The organism is Paracoccus simplex, from assembly GCF_042648325.1.
Lineage (GTDB): Bacteria > Pseudomonadota > Alphaproteobacteria > Rhodobacterales > Rhodobacteraceae > Paracoccus > Paracoccus simplex.
In genome coordinates, this window is sequence record NZ_JBHRXE010000020.1 from 77,089 (window position 1) to 96,491 (window position 19,403).

Annotated in this window: 18 protein-coding genes; 6 read left to right on the forward strand and 12 right to left on the reverse strand. The window is 68.7% G+C overall.

What is annotated here, in order from left to right:
• Positions 1-39: 39 nt before the first annotated feature.
• Entirely contained in the window at positions 40-738 is a 699-nt protein-coding gene (locus tag ACFOMP_RS09275; protein ID WP_289894480.1) for a helix-turn-helix transcriptional regulator, read from the forward strand.
• On the opposite strand, the gene ACFOMP_RS09280 is transcribed toward ACFOMP_RS09275, so the two are convergent.
• Positions 716-2,137: an aminotransferase class V-fold PLP-dependent enzyme gene (locus ACFOMP_RS09280; protein WP_289894479.1), complete on the reverse strand. Its 1,422-nt coding sequence runs from the start codon at positions 2,135-2,137 to the stop codon at positions 716-718. The genes ACFOMP_RS09275 and ACFOMP_RS09280 overlap by 23 nt on opposite strands.
• A gap of 73 nt (positions 2,138-2,210) precedes the next feature.
• On the opposite strand from ACFOMP_RS09280, the gene ACFOMP_RS09285 reads away from it, so the two are divergent.
• From ACFOMP_RS09285 to pdeM, 5 genes are read left to right on the forward strand one after another with little or no spacing between them, the layout of a single operon-like run.
• Positions 2,211-2,684: an Lrp/AsnC family transcriptional regulator gene (locus ACFOMP_RS09285; RefSeq protein ID WP_379029768.1), complete on the forward strand. Its 474-nt coding sequence runs from the start codon at positions 2,211-2,213 to the stop codon at positions 2,682-2,684.
• A 30-nt stretch (positions 2,685-2,714) separates the two neighbouring features.
• Positions 2,715-3,704: a ligase-associated DNA damage response exonuclease gene (locus ACFOMP_RS09290; protein WP_379029771.1), complete on the forward strand. Its 990-nt coding sequence runs from the start codon at positions 2,715-2,717 to the stop codon at positions 3,702-3,704.
• Positions 3,701-5,245 (forward strand): cisplatin damage response ATP-dependent DNA ligase, encoded by a 1,545-nt coding sequence (locus ACFOMP_RS09295; RefSeq protein WP_379029774.1) that lies wholly within the window; start codon positions 3,701-3,703, stop codon positions 5,243-5,245. The genes ACFOMP_RS09290 and ACFOMP_RS09295 overlap by 4 nt, the downstream gene beginning before the upstream one ends.
• Positions 5,242-7,677 (forward strand): ligase-associated DNA damage response DEXH box helicase, encoded by a 2,436-nt coding sequence (locus ACFOMP_RS09300; RefSeq protein ID WP_379029777.1) that lies wholly within the window; start codon positions 5,242-5,244, stop codon positions 7,675-7,677. The genes ACFOMP_RS09295 and ACFOMP_RS09300 overlap by 4 nt, the downstream gene beginning before the upstream one ends.
• On the forward strand, positions 7,674-8,324 hold the full coding sequence (pdeM, locus tag ACFOMP_RS09305; RefSeq protein ID WP_289894474.1) for a ligase-associated DNA damage response endonuclease PdeM: 651 nt from the start codon (positions 7,674-7,676) through the stop codon (positions 8,322-8,324). The genes ACFOMP_RS09300 and pdeM overlap by 4 nt, the downstream gene beginning before the upstream one ends.
• 60 nt (positions 8,325-8,384) lie before the next feature.
• Here the strand turns inward: pdeM and ACFOMP_RS09310 are convergent, their stop codons facing one another.
• From ACFOMP_RS09310 to ACFOMP_RS09360, 11 genes are all read right to left on the reverse strand, one after another.
• Positions 8,385-9,086: an outer membrane protein gene (locus tag ACFOMP_RS09310; protein WP_289894473.1), complete on the reverse strand. Its 702-nt coding sequence runs from the start codon at positions 9,084-9,086 to the stop codon at positions 8,385-8,387.
• A gap of 213 nt (positions 9,087-9,299) precedes the next feature.
• On the reverse strand, positions 9,300-11,738 hold the full coding sequence (gene gyrB, locus ACFOMP_RS09315; RefSeq protein ID WP_289894472.1) for a DNA topoisomerase (ATP-hydrolyzing) subunit B: 2,439 nt from the start codon (positions 11,736-11,738) through the stop codon (positions 9,300-9,302).
• Between the two features lie 241 nt (positions 11,739-11,979).
• Positions 11,980-12,315: a DUF1491 family protein gene (locus ACFOMP_RS09320; protein ID WP_379029782.1), complete on the reverse strand. Its 336-nt coding sequence runs from the start codon at positions 12,313-12,315 to the stop codon at positions 11,980-11,982.
• Positions 12,308-13,219, reverse strand: coding sequence for a GTPase Era (gene era / locus ACFOMP_RS09325; RefSeq protein WP_379029785.1), 912 nt, complete (start codon positions 13,217-13,219; stop codon positions 12,308-12,310). Before era ends, ACFOMP_RS09320 begins: the two co-directional genes overlap by 8 nt.
• Positions 13,216-13,905: a ribonuclease III gene (gene rnc, locus ACFOMP_RS09330; RefSeq protein WP_289894469.1), complete on the reverse strand. Its 690-nt coding sequence runs from the start codon at positions 13,903-13,905 to the stop codon at positions 13,216-13,218. The genes era and rnc overlap by 4 nt, the downstream gene beginning before the upstream one ends.
• Before the next feature lie 44 nt (positions 13,906-13,949).
• Entirely contained in the window at positions 13,950-14,750 is an 801-nt protein-coding gene (gene lepB / locus ACFOMP_RS09335; protein ID WP_289894468.1) for a signal peptidase I, read from the reverse strand.
• A 66-nt stretch (positions 14,751-14,816) separates the two neighbouring features.
• Positions 14,817-15,233, reverse strand: a complete 417-nt coding sequence (gene acpS, locus ACFOMP_RS09340) for a holo-ACP synthase (RefSeq protein WP_289894467.1) — start codon at positions 15,231-15,233, stop codon at positions 14,817-14,819.
• A gap of 48 nt (positions 15,234-15,281) precedes the next feature.
• Positions 15,282-16,016: a pyridoxine 5'-phosphate synthase gene (locus tag ACFOMP_RS09345; RefSeq protein ID WP_379029789.1), complete on the reverse strand. Its 735-nt coding sequence runs from the start codon at positions 16,014-16,016 to the stop codon at positions 15,282-15,284.
• 29 nt (positions 16,017-16,045) lie between these two features.
• Positions 16,046-16,867: a 4-(cytidine 5'-diphospho)-2-C-methyl-D-erythritol kinase gene (locus ACFOMP_RS09350; RefSeq protein WP_379029792.1), complete on the reverse strand. Its 822-nt coding sequence runs from the start codon at positions 16,865-16,867 to the stop codon at positions 16,046-16,048.
• 3 nt (positions 16,868-16,870) lie between these two features.
• Positions 16,871-18,727 (reverse strand): tetratricopeptide repeat protein, encoded by a 1,857-nt coding sequence (locus ACFOMP_RS09355; RefSeq protein WP_379029795.1) that lies wholly within the window; start codon positions 18,725-18,727, stop codon positions 16,871-16,873.
• Positions 18,728-18,821: 94 nt separating this feature from the next.
• Positions 18,822-19,403: 4Fe-4S dicluster domain-containing protein (locus tag ACFOMP_RS09360; RefSeq protein ID WP_379029798.1), on the reverse strand; the 582-nt coding region annotated here is incomplete at its 5' end.

A 19,403-nucleotide genomic window follows, 5' to 3' on the forward strand; every position in this document is an offset into this window, starting at 1 on the left:
GGGCATGATGGCGCCGGAACCCTGACAGAAGGTGACAGCATGTCCCGCACCGACCGGCTGATGCGCCTGATGGACGCCATGCGCCGCCTGCCCGCGCCGGTGACCGCCGCGCGGCTGGCCGAGGAGACCGGGGTTTCGCCCCGCCAGCTTTATCGCGACATCGCCACGCTGCGCGCCGGCGGCGCGCTGATCGACGGCGAGGCGGGGCTGGGCTACACGCTGACCGAAGACCCGGCCCTGCCGCCGCAAAGCTTCTCGCGGCTGGAGATCGAGGCGCTGCTGCTGGCCATCTCGGGCCTGCGCACGCTGGGCGATCCCGAGCTGGCCCGCGCGGGCGAGGATGCCATGGCCCGCATCATCGCCACCCTGCCGGAAAGCCAGGGCCGCCACGCCATGCACGCCACCATGCGGCTGTTCCGCGAGCCCTCGCCGCGCCCGGCGCTGCATGTGGACATGGCGCTGCTGCGCCAGGCCCTGTGGGAGGAGCGCAGCCTGATCATCGACTATCTGGACCTGCAGGGCCGGACCAGCACGCGCGAGATCTGGCCGCTGGGCATGTCCTACAGCGACAATCACATGATGCTGCTGGCGCATTGCCGGCTGCGGCAGGATTTCCGCACCTTTCACATTCCGCGCATCCAGGCGCTGCGGCCGGGCGGCGACAGCTTCCGGCCGCGCCGCGTGGCGCTGGTGCGCGACTACGTCGCCTGCCGCGCTATTCCGCCGCCACCGGGGTGAAGATCGCCGTGGCGCGGTCGCAGCGGTAATGCGCCAGGTGATCCGGCGCGCGCCCGGCCAGGTCGCAGACGGCGTCCAGGATCGCCTCGACCTCGGCGCGCGGGGCGGCCCAGCACAGGTTCAGCCGCACGAAGCCGGGCTTCTCGATCTCGTCCCCGGCCAGGATCGCGGCGCGCAACCGGGCCGAATCCTGGGGCCCCAGCCCCAGCAGGTGATGGACGTAAGGCCCGGCGCAAGCGCAGCCGCCGCGCGCCTGCACGCCGTAAAGATCGGACAGCATCCGCGTCGCCAGTTGCTGATGGATGTATCCGCCCCGCCCGTCGCGGATGCGGAAGCTGAAAAAGGGCAGGCGCGGCGCGTCCAGCTTGCCCAGCAGCTCGATGCGCGGATGGTGGCGCAGCCGCGCCATCCCCAGCGCCAGCCATTCGGCATTGCGCGCCGCGATCCGTTCCTCTCCTGCGGCGGCCTTGGTCAGCAAGACCAGGGCGGCGCGGATGTCGCCGATCACGTTCGGGGTGCCGCCTTCCTCGCGCGCCTCCAGCGACAGGGAGTAATCGTGGCCTTCGGGCGAGACGAAACGCACCGTGCCGCCGCCGGGCAGGGTGGGGCGGTCGGCCAGCACCGCGTCGCGGCGCAGGATCATCACGCCCGAGGCGCCCGGCCCGCCGATGAACTTGTGCGGCGAGAGCACCACCGCATCCATGCCCAGCCGCATGTCGATGGGCAGATAGGGCGCGCCGCCGGCATGGTCCCAGACCGCCCTGGCCCCCGCCGCCTTCAGGATGCGCGTGACCTCGGCCACGTCGGTCAGCGTGCCGGTGACATTCGAGGCGGCCGAGAAACTGCCGATCACCGGCCCGGCTGCGCGCGCCAGCGTCTGCCGCAAAGCCGCCAGGTCCGGGCCGCCGGTCGCGGCCTCGGGGATCGTCACCACCTCGGCGCCGCTTTCGCGCCAGGGCAGGATGTTCGAGTGATGCTCGTAGGGCCCGATCAGCACCGTGGTCCCCGGTCCGGCGGCCAGCAGATGCACCAGCCGGTTGATGCCCTGCGTGGCGCCCGAGCCGGTGAAGATCACCGCATGGTCCGGGCCGGCATGGGTGCAGAACCCGATCGCCTCGCGCGCCGCGCGGCGCAGCCGGGTCATGGCGCCGCCGCAATGGCTGGCCTCGGTATGGCTGTTGGCATACCAGGGCAGGACGTTTTCCATCACCCAGTCCTCGATGGGCCGCAGCGCCCGCCCCGAGGCGATGTAATCGGCATAGATCATCCGCCGCGGCCCGAAGGGTCCGTCGATCACCGCGTCGCGGCCGATCACGCCATCATGGATCTTCTGCAGCGGGTTGTCGCCCAGCCGAGCAAGATAGCTGTCGAAAGGCGGCATCGGGTTCCTCTTGGTCATGCGACCATCTTGACCCGTCGACAGCGAGAAATCATTCTGAATATCTACAGATATTCCAGTTATAGGTTGTCAAATGAACGGTAAATATCTTTCAATGGACGAAATTGACAACCGTCTTTTGGCGCTGCTGCAGCGCGATGCCGCCCTGTCGCAGCGCGAGCTGGCCGAGCGGGTGGGCCTGTCGCAGAATGCCTGCTGGCGGCGCTTGCAGCGGCTGACCGAGGCCGGGGTGCTGCAAGGCAGTCGTGCGGTCATCGACGCGGCGGCGCTGGGACTGGGGCTGACGGTGTTCATCATGATCCGCACCCGCCATCACGACGACGCCTGGGCGCGGCGTTTCCGCGCCCGCATCGAATCGCTGCCGCAGATCACCGAGTTCCATCGCATTGGCGGCGAATGGGACTATATGGCCAAGGCGGTGGTGGGCGGCATGGCGGGCTATGACGCGCTTTACAAGCGGCTGATCGCCGACATGGATCTGGAACGCGTCACCGGCGTTTTCTCGATGGAGACGATCTTCGAGGGCCGGCCGCTGTCCCCGGCTTGATTTTCACGAAATGTTCTACATCTTCGGGTCATGCGCGCCGATTCCATCCTGTTCCCGACCGAAGCCGGTCTGTTCTGCCCCGCGGGCGGCTTTCATATCGACCCGCTGCAGCCGGTCGCGCGCGCGCTGATCACCCACGGCCATTCCGACCATGCCCGCTTTGGCCATGGCGCGGTCATGGCCACCGCCGAGACGCTGGAGATCATGCGGCTGCGCATGGGCGACGGCTTTGCCGGCGCGACCCAGGTGGCCGAAGGGGAAACCCGCATCGGCGGCGTCACCGTCGGCTTTCACCCGGCCGGGCATGTGCTGGGATCAAGCCAGATCGCGGTCGAGGCCGGCGGTTGCCGCATCGTCGTTTCGGGCGATTACGCCCGCCAGCCGAACCCGACCTGCGCGCCCTTCCAGCCGGTGCCCTGCGACGTCTTCGTGACCGAGGCGACCTTCGGCCTGCCGGTGTTCCGCTTTCCCGAGCCCTCGACGCAGGTGGACAAGCTGCTCGCCAGCATGGCCGAGTTTCCCGACCGCCCGCATCTGGTCGGCGCCTATGCGCTGGGCAAGGCGCAGCATGTCATCGCGCTGATGCGCGAGGCCGGCTATGACGCGCCCATCGCCATCCATGGCGCGCTGAGGGTGCTGTGCGATTTCTATGCCTCCCGCGGCGTCGATCTGGGCGTGCTGGTGCCGGCCACCGCCGAGGAGGTGGCGGCGCAACTGGTGATCGCCCCGCCCTCGGCCTTTTCCAGCCCCTGGGTGCAGCGCTTCCGCGATCCGGTGATCGGTTTCGCCTCGGGCTGGATGGCGGTGCGGGCGCGGGCGCGGCAGCGCGGCGTCGAGCTGCCGCTGGTCATCAGCGACCATGTCGACTGGCCGGCGCTGACCGCCACGCTGGCGGAACTGGCGCCCGCCGAGGTCTGGGTCACCCATGGCGCCGAGGATGGCGTGATGCGCTGGTGCGAACTGGCGCAGATCCCCGCCCGGCCGCTGCGGCTGGTGGGCTACGAGGACGAGGCGGAATGAAGGCCTTTGCCGCCCTGCTGGAACGGCTGGCCTTCACGCCGGCGCGGAACGCCAAGCTGCAGCTTTTGCAGCATTATCTGGAACGCACGCCGGACCCGGATCGCGGCTGGGCCTTGGCGGCGCTGACCGGCGATCTGGAACTGCGCCGGGTCACGCCCTCGCTTCTGCGCGGGCTGGCGGCCGAGCGAGTGGACGCCGAGCTTCTGGCGCTGAGCTATGATTTCGTCGGCGACCTGGCCGAGACCATCGCGCTGGTCTGGCCCGAGGGGGCCGAGGACGATCCCTCGTTGTCCCAGACGGTGGAACTGTTGCAGGGGACCGGCAAGGCGGCGCTGCCCGGCGCCATCGCCGCGATGCTGGACCGGCTGGGCCCGTCCGAGCGGCTGGCCTTTCTGAAGCTCGCCACCGGCAATCTGCGGGTCGGCGTCTCGGCCCGCATGGCGCGGATGGCGCTGGCGGCGATGGGGGCGCCCTCGGTCCCCGAGATCGAGGAGATCTGGCATGGCCTCGCCCCGCCCTATGGCTCGTTGTTCGGCTGGCTGGGCGGCGGGGCGCGGCCGGACAGCGCGGCGCTGGCGCCGTTCCGGCCGGTGATGCTGTCCACGCCGACCGATCTGGAAGAATTGCGCGCGCTGGACCCCGGCGAGTATTTCGCGGAATGGAAATGGGACGGCATCCGCGTGCAGGCGGTCAGCGAAGGCGGGATGCGGCGGCTGTATTCCCGCACCGGCGAGGATATCTCGCACGCTTTTCCCGATGTGATCGAAGCGATGGATTTCGAAGGCAGCGCCGATGGCGAGCTGATCGTGCAGCGTGACGGCGAGGTTGCGCCTTTCGGCGAACTGCAGAAGCGGCTGAACCGCAAGACCGTGGGCAAGGGGCTGCTGACCAGCCATCCGGCCGGGCTGCGGCTTTACGACCTGCTGCTTTGGGACGGCCGCGACCTGCGCGCCGAACCGCTGGAGGCGCGGCGCGCGGTGTTGGAGGCGGTGGATTTCGGCGCCCGCATCGACCTTTCGCCGCTTCTGGACTTCGCCTCGTGGGAGGATCTGGCGGCGCTGCGCGCCGAGCCTCCGGCAGCGGTGATCGAGGGGGTGATGATCAAGCGCCGCGACAGCGCCTATCTCTCCGGCCGGCCGCGCGGGCCCTGGTTCAAGTGGAAGCGCGATCCCATGGTGATCGACGCGGTGCTGATCTATGCGCAGCGCGGCCATGGCAAGCGGTCGGGTTTTCATTCCGATTTCACCTTCGGGCTGTGGGACGGCGGCGAGCTGGTGCCGGTGGGCAAGGCCTATTTCGGCTTCACCGATGCCGAACTGCGCGAGCTGGACCGGTTCGTGCGCCAGAACACCGTCGAGCGATACGGGCCGGTGCGGGCTTTGGCGCCGAAGCTGGTGGTCGAGGTGGCCTTCGAGGGGCTGAACCGATCGACCCGGCACCGCTCGGGCGTGGCGATGCGCTTTCCGCGCATCAGCCGCATCCGCTGGGACAAGCCGGCGGTCGAGGCCGATCACCTGGCCACGCTCGAGGCGATGCTGTGATCTTGCCGCCGGCGTTTCAGGATTGGTTCGCCCGTCAGGGCTGGCAGCCGCACCCGCATCAGCTGGCGCTGCTGGCGGCCGAGGGCGACAGTCTGCTGATCGCACCGACCGGCGGCGGCAAGACGCTGGCGGGGTTCCTGCCCTCGCTGGTGGAACTGGCGCAGGCGGCACGGCCGCAGGATGGGTATTTGGGCAACAGAGAAGCGGCGCAGGGCGGCCTGCATACGCTTTACGTTTCGCCGCTGAAGGCGCTGACGGCGGATATCGGCCGCAACCTGGCCCGGCCGGTGGCGGAATTGGGGCTGGGCATCCGCGTCGAGGATCGGACCGGCGATACCGGGCAGAGCCAGCGCCGGCGCCAGCGCGTCGATCCGCCCGAGATCCTGCTGACGACCCCGGAAAGCCTGGCCTTGATGCTGAGCTATCCCGAGGCGCCGGCGATCTTCGGCGGCTTGCGCCGGGTGGTGCTGGACGAGTTGCACGCCCTGGCCGAGAGCAAGCGCGGCGACCAGCTGATGCTGGGCCTGGCGCGGCTGCGGCGGCTGGCTCCGGGGCTGCTGGTCACGGGGCTGTCGGCCACCGTCGAGGATCCGGGGGCATTGGCGCGTTTCATGGCCGGAGCCGCGCCGGTGACGGTGGTCGAGGCCGATCCCGGGCCCGAGCCGGATATCGCCATGCTGCCCACCGCGCGCCCGGCGCCCTGGTCCGGCGGCGGCGGGCATCATGCCATCCCCGAGGTGCTGGCGGCGGTGAAATCGGCCCGCACCACGATCATTTTCATCAACACCCGTGCCCAGGCCGAGCTGTTCTTCCAGGCGCTTTGGGCCGCGAATGACGAGAACCTGCCCATCGGCCTGCATCACGGCAGCCTGGCGCGCGAGCAGCGGGCCCGGGTCGAGGCGGCGATGGCGGCGGGCGGGCTGCGCGCCGTGGTCGCGACCGGCAGCCTGGACCTGGGCATCGACTGGGGCGCCGTCGATCTGGTGATCCAGGTCGGGGCGCCCAAGAACGTCAAGCGGCTGGTGCAGCGCATCGGCCGGGCGAACCACCGCTACAACGCGCCCTCGAAGGCGCGGATCGTGCCGGCGAACCGCTTCGAACAGATCGAATGCATCGCCGCGCTGGAGGCGGTGCGGGAACGCGACCTGGACGGCGATCCGCGCGGACCGGGGCCCTTGGACGTGCTGTGTCAGCATATCCTGCTGACCGCCTGCGCCGCGCCCTTCGACGCCGATGCGCTTTATGCCGAGGTGGTGACGGCCGGCCCTTATCGCGGGCTGACGCGGGGGGATTTCGATGCCTGCATGGATTTCGCCGCGACCGGGGGCTACGCCTTGCGTGCCTATGACCGCTGGCAGCGGCTGATGCTGCGGAACGGCCTGTGGCAGCTGCGCGACCCGCGGGCAGCGAAACTGCTGCGGATGAATGTCGGCACCATCGTCGAGGCCGAGATGGTGAAGGTCCGGCTGCGCGGTCGCGGCGGCGCCCCCTTGGGCGAGGTCGAGGAGGGCTTTGCCGCCAGCCTGACCCCCGGCGACAGCTTCCTGATCGGCGGCCGGGTGGTGCGCATGGACGCGATGCGCGAGATGGTGATCGAGGTCACGCCGGCCCCGACCCGGCAGCCCAAGATCGCGGTCTATTCCGGCGTCAAGCTGGCCATGTCCACGCAACTGTCCCATCGCGTGCTGGCGCTGATCGGCGATCCGGCGCGGCACGGCGCCTTGCCGGCGCAGACCCGCGACTGGCTGGATCTGCAGGCCCAGGTTTCGGCGCTGCCCCAGCCGGGTTTGCTGCTGTCGGAAAGCTTTCCCCATGCCGGGCTGTGGCATTTCGCGCTTTACGGTTTCGCCGGGCGCAATGCCCTGCAGACGCTGGGCCTGCTGCTGACCCGCGAAATGGAGGAACAAGGGTTGGGCCCGCTGGGTTTCCTGTCCACCGATTACGCGCTGCTGGTCTGGTCGCTGGACCCGCTGCGCGATCCGGCGCCGCTGCTGGACCGGGCGCGGCTGCGGGCGGGGCTGGGCGACTGGCTGGGCGGGAATGCGGTGATGAAGCGCAGCTTCCGCACTGTCGCCACCGTCGCCGGGCTGATCCAGCGCAACATGCCGGGGCAACGTAAGACCGGGCGGCAGGCGACATTTTCCAGCGACATCCTTTACGACACCCTGCGCAAATACGATCCCGGCCACCTGCTGCTGCGCATCACCGCCGAGGAGGCGGGCCGGGGCCTGGTCGATTTCGGCCGGATCGAGGAAATGCTGGACCGCTCGCCCCGGCGCGAGCATCGGATGCTAGACCGCGTCTCGCCCATGGCCGCGCCCTTGCTACTGGAGGTCGGCCGGGTGCCGATCCGTGGCGAGGGTCGCGAGCGGCTGGCGCAGATCGAGGCCGAAGCGCTGATGGCCGAGGCCGGGCTGGAAGGGATCGCATGAACGGATACGGGTTCGATTTCCATGGCTTGCGGCTTGAGGCGCGGGCCTCGGGCGCGCTGTGGTGGGCGGATGGCGGCTGGCTGATCGTGGCCGATCTGCACCTGGGCAAGTCCGAACGCATGGCCCGGCGCGGCGGTGCGCTTTTGCCGCCCTATGAGGGGCTGGCGACGCTGGAGCGGCTGGCGGCCGAGATCGCGGCCCTGCGGCCGAGCCGCGTCGTCAGCCTGGGCGACGGGTTCGACGATCTGGCGGCGGCCGAGGCGCTGGACCCGCTGGTCGTCACTGCCCTCTCGCGGTTGGCGCAGCGCTGCGACTGGCTGTGGATCGGCGGCAATCACGATCCGGGCGCGCCGGCCGGCCTGCCCGGACAGGCGGCGGAGAGCGTCATGCTGGGCGGCGTCGCGCTGCGGCACGAGGCAGGTTCCGGGCCGGATATTTCCGGCCATTTCCATCCGGTGGTGCGGCTTGCCGGCGAACGGCGCCGCGCCTTCCTGCTGGGACCGGACCACCTGCTGCTGCCGGCCTTCGGCGTCTATACCGGCGGGCTGTCGCATGACGATCCAGCGCTGCGGGCGCTGGTTCCGCGCGGCCTGGCGATCGCCTGCGGCCGCCGCGCCATCGCCTTGCCGGTCGGCCTGAGGCGCTGACGAAAAGGGCCGCCCGAAGGCGACCCTTTCTATCCGTGGAACGGGATCAGATGCCTTGGATCAGAACTTGAAGTTCACGCCGACCTTGAGGTTGTGGAACTTGGCCGTGGCATTGGTTTCATAGGTGCCGTCCGACAGGTTTTCCTTGCCGAAGTTGGCATATTCGTATTCGCCGGTGACCGACCAACGGTCATTGATCATCTTTTCGGCGCCCAGGCCGACGATATAGCCAGTCTTGGTATAGGTGTCATCGATGTCGGCGCCATTGCCGGTCACCGAGTAATCGACCTTGCCGCGCGCCACGCCGGCGATGCCATAGACCATGATGTCGTTTTCGAAGACGTAACCGGTCTTCAGACGCAGGGCCAGCACGTTCTTGACCTTGGATTCGGCATCGTAGCCGTCGGCCGAGAAGCTGTCGTCGATGTTGCCGCCCTCGAAGCCCAGTTCCGGGCCGACGACCCAGCGGTCGCGCTGCCAGCGATAGCCCAGGCGGATACCGGCATTGGCGCCGCTCATTTCCAGCGAACCGGGGGTGGTGCCGTTGATGCCCACATCGTCATCGCCGCCGAAGCCATAGCCCAGGGTCAGACCGGCATAGCCGCCCTGCCAGTTGCCGACCGGAGCGGTCTCGACCACCGGGGCGACGACACCGGCATCCACGACCGGGGGGGTGTAGCCGCCGGCATTGGCGGCCAGGCTGCCGAGCGCCAGCGAAGCGACCGAGGCGGCGAGGATGGCGTTCAGACGAACAGCGCGCATGTTTCTACTCCTATACGAAGGACGACACGGACAAGATTATGCATTGGCCGGCGTCGAAATTTTATTCAGAGCTAGACCTGCAACCCCGAGGTTGCAAGCGTTGCCGCATCACATGACAATTCTCTCATGCAATCCGCGGCAGGATGGCAACAATCAACCAGAAATTGAATCAAAACTTAGCGATTCGCTGCGGAGATTGAAAGACACGGCGACTCAGATGTCCAGATTTTCCACGCTCAGCGCGTTCTGCTGGATGAAATCGCGTCGCGGTTCTACCACATCGCCCATCAGCTTGGTGAAGATGTCGTCGGCCTCGGACAGATCCTCAATGCGCACCTGCAGCATGGTCCGCGCCGAAGGGTCCAGGGTGGTTTCCCACAATTGCTCCGGGTTCATCTCGCCCAGGCCCTTGTAGCGCTGCAGCGACAGGCCTTTTTCCCCTTCCAGGAAGATGGCCTGCAGCAGGCTGATCGGGCCGTGGATCGGGATGTCGCGATCCTTGCGGATCAGATGCGCGGTCTGGCCATAGACCTCGCGTAGCGCATCGGTCATAGCGCCCAGCCGCCGGCTTTCGGCGCTGCGCAGCATCGGGCCGTCCAGGGTGCGGCTTTCCTCGACCCCGCGCAGCAGCCGGGTCAGGCGGATGCCGGCATCCTGGGTCGGGCGGCCGGTCCAGCCGCGCTCGTATTCCTCGGCGATCATGTCCAGCCGCTGCGCCACGGCATTGGCGACGCCCTGCGCATCGGCATCGACGCGGCCCTGCACCAGTGCGCCGGCGATGGCGGCCTGTTCGGTGATATGCGCCGGGTAATGCGTCGGATAGGCGCGCAGCACGCGCCGGGCGGTGCGGGCCTCCTCGACCACGCGGACCAGATCGGCGCCGGTGATCTGCTCGCCATTGCCCAGCCGCAGGCTGGCGCCGTCGATGCCCTGCTCGATCAGGTAATCCTCCAGCGCCGCCTCGTCCTTGAGATAGACTTCCGAGCGGCCGCGGCTGACCTTATAAAGCGGCGGCTGCGCGATATAGAGATGCCCGGCTGCGATCAGCTCCGGCATCTGCCGGAAGAAGAAGGTCAGCAGAAGCGTGCGGATATGCGCGCCGTCCACGTCGGCATCGGTCATGATGACGATCTTGTGATAGCGCAGCTTGTCCAGATTGAACTCGTCCCGGCCGATGCCGGTCCCCAGCGCGGTGATCAGCGTGCCGATCTGGTCCGAGGACAGCATCCGGTCGAAGCGCGCCCGTTCCACGTTCAGGATCTTGCCGCGCAGGGGCAGCACCGCCTGGTTCTGGCGCGAGCGGCCCTGCTTGGCCGAGCCGCCGGCCGAGTCGCCCTCGACGATGAACAGCTCGGACAGGGCCGGATCCTTTTCCTGGCAATCGGCCAGCTTGCCGGGCAGGCTGGCCACGTCCATCGCGGTCTTGCGCCGGGTCAGTTCGCGGGCCTTGCGCGCCGCCTCGCGGGCCAGCGCCGCCTCGACGATCTTGCCCAGGATCGACTTGGCCTCGGCCGGGTTTTCCTCGAACCATTCGGCCAGCTTCTCGCCCACCAGCCCCTCGACCGCGGGCCGCACCTCGGAGGAGACCAGCTTGTCCTTGGTCTGGCTGGAAAATTTCGGGTCCGGCACCTTGACCGACAGCACGCAGGTCAGCCCTTCGCGCGCGTCGTCGCCGGTGAAATCGACTTTCTCCTTGCGGACCTGGGCATTGGTCTGGGCGTAATTGTTGATGACGCGGGTCAGCGCGCCGCGGAAACCGGCCAGATGGGTGCCGCCGTCGCGCTGCGGGATGTTGTTGGTAAAGGGCAGCACCGTCTCGTGATAGCTGTCGTTCCACCACATCGCCACCTCGATGCCGATGCCGTTCTTCTCGCCCTGGATGAAGATCGGTTCGGGCATGACCGGGGTCTTGGAACGGTCGATGAACTTCACGAATTCCCGCACGCCGCCTTCATAGTAAAGCTCGGTCCGCAGCGGTTCGGCATGGCGCTCATCCTCCAGGATGATGCGCACGCCCGAGTTCAGGAAGGCCAGTTCCCGCAGCCGGTTCTCCAGCACCTTGAAGCTGAAGTCGCGGTTCGAGAAGGTGCCGTCCGGCCGGTCCTCCCTGGACGAGGCCAGAAAGCGCACCTCGGTGCCCTTCTCGCCGGGCTGGGCATCGCCGACCACACGCAGATGCTCGACCGTGTCGCCATTCTCGAAGCGGACGAAATGTTCCTTGCCGTTGCGCCAGATGCGCAGCTCCAGCCAGTCCGACAACGCGTTCACCACCGAGACGCCGACGCCGTGCAAGCCGCCGGAGACCTTGTAGCTGTTCTGGTCGAACTTCCCCCCGGCATGCAGCTGGGTCATGATCACCTCGGCCGCCGAGACGCCCTCGGTCGGGTGCATGTCCACCGGAATGCCGCGGCCGTTGTCGCGCACCGAGACGCTGCTGTCGGCATGGATCTTGACCCGCACGAAATCGGCATGACCGGCCAGCGCCTCGTCGATGCCGTTGTCCACGACCTCATAGACCATGTGATGCAGGCCCGAACCGTCGTCGGTATCGCCGATATACATGCCGGGACGCTTGCGCACCGCTTCCAGGCCCTTGAGAACCTTGATGGAATCGGCGCCGTAATCGGAGGTCTGGGGGGCGGGTTCGGTCATTGTCTTCTTATCCTGCCTTGGACCCGCATCTTATAGTGTGCGCCGTCCGGAATGTCACGGGAAAGCCACAAGATTTAGCGGCCCGCCGTCAGTTCGCCAGCCCCGCCCGCCCGGCCGTTCCGCCCGGCCGGGATCCGGCTTCTTCGTTCCCCAAACGATCATGCCGCCGGGCCGATGCCCAGCCCGGGCCGGGGCCGACCCATCCCGGCTTTCACCGTTTCCCAAATACCCATGCCACGGCTCAGGCCAGCCCGTCCTGATCCAGCAGGGTGCGGCCGTCGCGGCTCTCGATCTCGATCACCCACAGGTCGGGGTCGCGGGCGGCATTGCGGGCGATCTCGGCGTCGATCTCGCGCTCCTCGGCCTCGTTCAGCCGCAGCCAGATCCGCCGGTCGGTCTCGAGATCCCATTCGCGGATCCACAGGCTGGCGCGGCCGTCCAGCGTGGCGCATTTCACCAGAACGCTGCCTGCGGTGTCGTCGCCATGCCGGGTGACATAGGCCGGGATGTCGGCCAGCCCCAGCCGGCGCAGATAGGCCGCGACCCAGATGCCGGCGGCCAGCCTTGCCTCAGGCATCGCCGTCGCGGAAGTCGAGGCCCATCTCGTTGTAGCGCTCGGCCTCGTCCAGCCAGTTCTCGCGCACCTTCACCTGCAGGAACAGGTGGACGGGGCGGCCCATGAACTCGGCCAGTTCCGCCCGCGCCGCCTGGCCCACGGCCTTGATCGTCTCGCCGCCCTTGCCCAGCACGATGCCCTTGTGGCCGGGCCGGGCGACATAGACCACCTGCTCGACCCGGGCCGAGCCGTCCTTCTTCTCCTCCCAGCGTTCGGTTTCCACCGTCAGTTGGTAGGGGATTTCCTCGTGCAGGCGCAGGGTCAGCTTCTCGCGGGTGATCTCGGCGGCGATCATGCGCATCGGCAGGTCGGCCACCTGGTCCTCGGGGTAAAGCCAGGGCCCCTCGGGCACCTGCCCGGCCAGCCAGTCCAGCAGGTCGTCGCAGCCATAGCCCTTTTCGGCCGAGATCATGAAGGTGCGGGTAAAGTCGAAGGCCGTGTTCAACTGCTGCGACAATGCCAGCAGCGTCTCGGACTTCACCCGGTCGATCTTGTTGATGACCAGCGCCACCGGGGTCTGGCCGGCATGTTGGCGCAGGCTGTCGATGATCGCCTGCGCGCCGTCGGTCAGCCCGCGATGCGCTTCGATCAAAAGCAGGATCACATCGGCATCGGCCGCGCCCCCCCAGGCCGCCTTGACCATGCTGCGGTCCAGCCGCCGGCGCGGGCGGAAGATGCCGGGCGTGTCGACGAAGACGATCTGGCTGGCGCCCGCCATGGCGATGCCGCGGATCCGGGCGCGGGTGGTCTGCACCTTGTGGGTCACGATCGAGACCTTGGCCCCGACCATGCGGTTCAGCAGGGTGGATTTCCCGGCATTCGGCTCGCCGATCAGGGCGACGAAGCCCGCGCGTGTTTCGTTCATGTCGTTCTTTCGATCTGCTCGAGCAGCGCGGCGGCGGCCGCCTGTTCGATGCTGCGTTTGGTGCCCTTGCCGCGGGCCGCGGCCTCGCGGCCGTCGTCCAGCCGGACGGTGATCTCGAATTCCGGCGCGTGGTCCGGGCCGCTGCGCGCGGTCTGCAGATAGCGCGGCGGGGTCATGCCCTGGGCCTGCGCCCATTCCTGCAGCGCGGTCTTGGCGTCGCGGGCGTCGCTTTCGACATTCTTCAGCCGCTCGGCCCAGAGCCGCAGCACCACGCCGCGCGCCGCCTCGAAGCCGGCATCCAGATAGACGGCGGCGATCACCGCCTCCATGGCGTCGGCCAGCAGCGCCTCTTTCCGCCGGCCGCCCGACATCATCTCGGACCGGCCGAGCTTCAGCACCTCGCCCAGCCCGATCTCGCGGGCGATGGCGGCGCAGGTCTCGCCCTTGACCAGCGCATTGTAGCGCGGCGCCAGCTGGCCCTCGGTCGCGGCGCGGTCGGCCGAGAACAGCGCCTCGGCCATGGTCAGGCCCAGCACGCGGTCGCCCAGAAATTCCAGCCGCTGGTTGTCGGGCCGGGTGGTGCTGGCGATCGAGCCATGCGTCAGCGCGCGGCGCAACAGCTCGGGGCGCGAGAATTCATGCCCCAGCCGGTCCGAGAATGCGCGCAGGTCTGCGGAAATCTTCATGTCCCGATCCTGCCACGGCGCGGGGCGCCGCGGCAATTCTTCCCTCAATGCACGGCCCTGAAGAACCGGTCCGGCCGCCAGGTCCAGAAATACAGAAGCGACTTGCCGGCCGAGGAGAACATGATCCGGTCGGCGCGGCCGATCAGGTATTCCGCCGGCACCATGCCGACGCCGCCCACCGCCGCCGGCCAGCGCGAGTCGCCGGAATTGTCGCGGTTGTCGCCCAGGAAGAAATAATGCCCGTCGGGCACGGTGAACTCGGCGGTGTTGTCGCCCGGGCCGTTGTCGAAGATGTTCAGCACGTCATGCGCGACGCCGTTCGGCAACGTTTCGGTGAAGCGGTCCTTTTCGCAGGCCTCGCCCTCGGGCACCGGCTCGTTGCGGCATTTCGGCAGCGTCTGCTGCGGGCCCTGCGGGGCATAGGGTTCGCTGAAGGTGTCGGCGGGCTGTTGCGGCGCCTCTTGCCCGTTGATCCACAGCGCGCCGTTCTTCATCTGGATGCGGTCGCCGGGCAGGCCGATCACCCGCTTGATGAAATCGTCGCCCCGCGTCGGGTGGCGGAAGACCACGACATCGCCGCGCTCGGGCTCGGAACCCAGGATGCGGCCCGAGATCGGGCACAGCGCGAAGGGGCAGGACACCCGCGAATAGCCATAGGCCATCTTGTTCACGAACAGGAAATCGCCGATCAGCAGCGTGTCTTTCATGCTGCCCGAGGGGATCCAGAACGGCTGGAAGAACAGGGTGCGGAACACTCCCGCGATCACCAGCGCCCAGAAGATGGTCTTGACGGTTTCCCAGATGCCCCCATCCTTGCGGGCTACGCTTTTCGCCATGGATGCCATTCCCTTCATCGGCAAGTCGCGCGTTCATGGGGTGCGGGGGACGGCAAAGTCAAGCCGTGCCCGTCCTCATGTCGTCGTGTTCACGCGGTCGGGAAGCGCCTCGATCACCACGAAGGCCTGCGCCCAGGGATGATCGTCGGTCAACGTCACATGCACATGCGCGCGGTGGCCGGGCGGCGTCATCGCCGCCAGCCGCTCGGCTGCCCAGCCGGTCAGCTCCATGGTCGGCTGGCCGCCGCGCAGGTTCCTGACCGCCATGTCGCGCCAGGCGATGCCCATGGCGAGCCCGGTGCCCAGCGCCTTCGAGCAGGCCTCCTTGGCGGCCCAGCGTTTGGCCAGCGTCGCGGCTTCCTGCCGGCGGCGGCGGGCCAGCGCCAGCTCGGTCTCGGTGAACACCCGCCGGCGGAAGCGGTCGCCGTGGCGGTCCAGCACCCCGGCGATGCGGTCGATGTTGCAGAGGTCCGAGCCTATGCCGAGAATCATGCGCCTGGTAGGTCCTGTGGTGACATGGGTATTGGGGCAACGAAGAAATCAGGCGCGGGCGGCGTCCATGCGGCGGCGCATTTCGCGGATCGCCGGGCCGAGGCCGAGGAAGACCGATTCGGCGATCAGGAAATGGCCGATGTTCAGCTCGCGCAGTTCGGGGATGGCGGCGACGGGGCCGACCGTGTCGAAGGTCAGGCCGTGGCCGGCATGGACCTCGAGCCCCAGCAGATGCGCCTGGGCTGCGGCCTTGCGCAGGGCTTCCAGCTCCAGGTCGCGCTCGGCCAGCCGGCCCTCGGTGTCGAGATCGCAATAGGCGCCGGTATGCAGTTCGACCACGGCCGCGCCGATGCGGGCGGCGGCCTCGATCTGCGGCGCCTCGTGGCCGATGAACAGCGAGACCCGGCAGCCCGCCTCGCGCAGCGGCGCGATGAAATCGGCGAGGTAGCTTTCGTTGCCGGCGACGTCCAGCCCGCCCTCGGTGGTGCGCTCCTCGCGCTTTTCGGGGACGATGCAGACGGCATACGGGCGGTGGCGCAGGGCGATGGCCTGCATTTCCGCCGTCGCGGCCATTTCCAGGTTCAGCGGCAGGCGCAGCGCGGCCATCAGCCGGTCGATATCCGCGTCCGAGATATGGCGGCGATCCTCGCGCAGATGCGCGGTGATGCCGTCGGCGCCGGCCTCCTCGGCCAGTTCGGCCGCGCGCACCGGGTCGGGCCAGGGCGTGCCGCGGGCGTTGCGGATGGTGGCGACGTGGTCGATATTGACGCCAAGGCGCAGCATGGTTTTCCCTCTCGGATTTTTTCGGCAGGTTAGAGCTTTGCCGGCGCAAGTCCAGACGTGGCCACCCACCAGCCCGGATTGGCCGCGGCGATGCGGGCGCGGGCGGCCTCGGCCTCGGCGGCACCGGCGAACAGCCCGAAGCAGGTCGCGCCCGAACCGGACATGCGGGCAAGCTGCGCGCCCTCGGCCCGGATCGCGGCCAGGCAGGCGGAAATTTCCGGCATCAGGGCGATGGCCGGCGCTTCCAGATCGTTGCGGCAATCCTGCAGGAAGCCGATCAGCATGCCGGCGTCGGAAAGATCCGGCAACGGATCGGGCATCGGCGGATTGTCGCGCCGCATCAGGGACTTGAACACCTGCGGCGTGGAGAGGCCACAGCCGGGATTGACCAGCAGCACGGCAAGCGGCGGCAGCGGCGGCAGCGGCGTCAGGATCTCGCCCAGGCCCCGCATGCGCACCGGCCGGCTGGCCAGGCAGACGGGCACGTCGGCGCCCAGCGTTTCCAGCCGTTCGGGCCGGGCCTCCAGCGCGCGCAGAACCGCCGCCGCATCGGCCGAACCGCCGCCGATGCCCGAGGCCACCGGCAGGTTCTTTTCCAGGGTGATCCGCGCCTCGCGCCCGGCCAGCCGGGCGGCGCGCAGACACAGGTTGTCGGGTTCGACCGCGAGACCCTGGGCGAAGGGGCCGGTCAGGCGAAGCGACAGGGGGCCGGGCGCCACCGTCACCATGTCGCCCAGTTCCAGGAACACCACCAGCGAATCGAGCAGGTGATAGCCGTCGGGGCGGCGGCCGGTCACATGCAGGCTCAGGTTCAGCTTGGCGGGGGCCGCCTCGCGCCGGGGCTGGGGCATGGCTCAGTCGGCCCCGGCGGGTTCCGGATTGCGGGGCTCCGGGGCGCGCAGCTCGGGCAGCTTGCCGCCATTGGCCTTTTCCTCGCTGAGCACCGCATCCAGCCCGCGTTCCAGCTTGGCGCGGATGCGGCGCGTCTCGGCTTCGGTTTCCGGTTTCAGCGACAGGGCGCGGTGCCACTGGATCTCGGCCTCGCGCTGGCGGCCGACCATCCAGTAGATGTCGCCCATGTGGTCGTTGACCAGCGAATCGCTGGCCATGGCGGCGACGGCGCGTTCCATCGGCGCGACCGCCTCGGAATAGCGGCCCAGGCGGTAATAGGCCCAAGCCAGCGAATCGAGGATATAGCCGTCATCCGGGCGCAGTTCGACCGCGCGCTTGATCAGGCGCAGCGCCTCGTCCAGCTTTTCGTTGCGGTCCACCAGGCTGTAGCCGAGATAATTCAGAACCTGCGGCGAATCGGCGCGGATCTTCAGCGCCGCGCGCAGATCGGCCTCGGCCTTGGAGAACTGGCCCGAGCGTTCCAGCGCGATGCCGCGGGCGTAAAGCGGGAACCAGCGCGCCTCGGGGTTCTGGTCGCCGATCAGGCTCAGCGCCTTGTCATAGGCCGGCACCGCCTGGCCGAACTTGTCCTGCTGGCGCAACAGATCCCCCAGCGCGATCCAGCCCTGCGCCAGCTCGGGATGGGCGGCGGTCAGTGCCAGCGCCGCCTTTTCGGCATCGTCCAGCCGTTCGGCCCGGGCCAGGGCGTCGATGCGCGACAGCTCGGCGATCGGGCGCATGTCGCCCAGCTCGCGCAGTTTCTCGAATTCGCGCTCGGCCAGGTCGAACTGGCCGAAGCCTTGCAGAAGCTGCGCGGTCAGCAGATGCGCTTCGCCCAGGCCGGGGGCCAGGTATTCGGCCAGCCGGACATGGATCAGCGCCAGAGGGTCGGGCTCGTCGCTGGTCGCCAGCACCGAGCCGAAGGTCAGGAAGACCTGCGCGATGCCGTCCGAGGGCGTGCGGATCGAATCGAAGGCCAGCGTTTCTCCCTTGGCCATGCGGTCGCGCAGGGCCATCAGATGCGGTTCCTCGGCAAAGCCGGGGGTGCCCTCCAGCATGGCGATGGCGTCCCGGTTGCGTTCAAGCTGCGACAGCACCTGGGCGCGGGCCACGACGCCCAGGATATGTGCGCCGGTGGCGGGATCGGCCAGCAGTTCCTCGGCGCCCTCGAAATCGCCGACCTTGGCCTTGGCCAGCGCCAGGTGATAATTCACCATCGGTCCGGCGCCGCGCAAGGTGGCAAGCTTCTTGAAGGCCGAGAGGGACTCGCCCGCCTTGCCGGCGCCCAGCAGCGCCCAGGCCCGCATCATGCCGTCGACCAGCGCGCCGCCGCCGGATGCGTCCCCGCCGGTTTCGGGCGTGGGGGTGGTGTCGATGGCGGCGATCAGGTCGTCCCAGCGCCCGGCCTTGGCCAGCTCGGCCCGCTGCACCAGCCGGGCGAGTTCGGTGGCGCGGCCCTGGTCGGACATGGTGACGGCCAGGGCGGTGGCGCGCTCCATCTCGCCGGCCGAAATCAGCGCGACCAGGGCGCTGTCCTGCAGGTAGCCGTCGGTATCGTCCTGGGCCAGGGCCTGCAGGTAATAGGTGGCGGCATTGCGATAGTCGTTCTGGATCGCGGCCATGCGCGCGGCCAGATAGGGGCCGGCAAGGCCGCGGAACTCGGGCGCCGGCGCGGCGGGCCGATGTGCCGGGCGGTCGCTGTCCTGAACCTCGGGGGGCTCGGCCTGGACAAGCATGGGCGCGGCCCAGGCGGCGCCCTGCTGCAGCGGCAGCGCGGCGGTCAGCGCGATCAGCGCCAGCGGGATCAGTCTTGTGGTCACGGCTTGGCCCAGTCCTTGGCAATTCGCGCGCCGACCCTAGCCGCGGCGGCGGAGATGGGCAACGCCGCCGCCCTGCCGGTGCGCCCCACCGCGATCACATATTCGGGTAGTTCGGCCCGTCGCCGCCCTGGGGCGTGGTCCAGTTGATGTTCTGGCTGGGGTCCTTGATGTCGCAGGTCTTGCAGTGGACGCAGTTCTGGAAGTTGATCTGGAACTTCGGCCCCTCGGGCCCCTCCAGCACCTCATAGACCCCGGCCGGGCAGTAGCGCTGCGCCGGCTCGGCATAAAGCGGCAGGTTCACCGAAATCGGGATCGCGGGATCCTTCAGCTTCAGATGGCAGGGCTGGCTTTCCTCGTGGTTGGTGAAGGAAAATGCCACGTTGGTCAGCCGGTCGAACGACAACTTGCCGTCCGGCTTCGGATAGTCGATGGGCTGGAAATCCGCGGCCTTGCCGGTGGCCTCGGCATCGGTCTTGCCGTGTTTCCAGGTGCCGAGCGGGTTCCAGCCGGTCAGGTTCGCCACCCACATGTCGAAGCCGCCAAGCGCCAGGCTGGCCCAGAGCCCCAGCTTCGACCAGAGCGGCTTGACGTTCCGGACCGGCTTGAGGTCGCGGGCGATGGGGCCGGAGCGCAGGTCGGCCTCGTATTCCACCAGCTCGTCGCCCGCGCGGCCGGC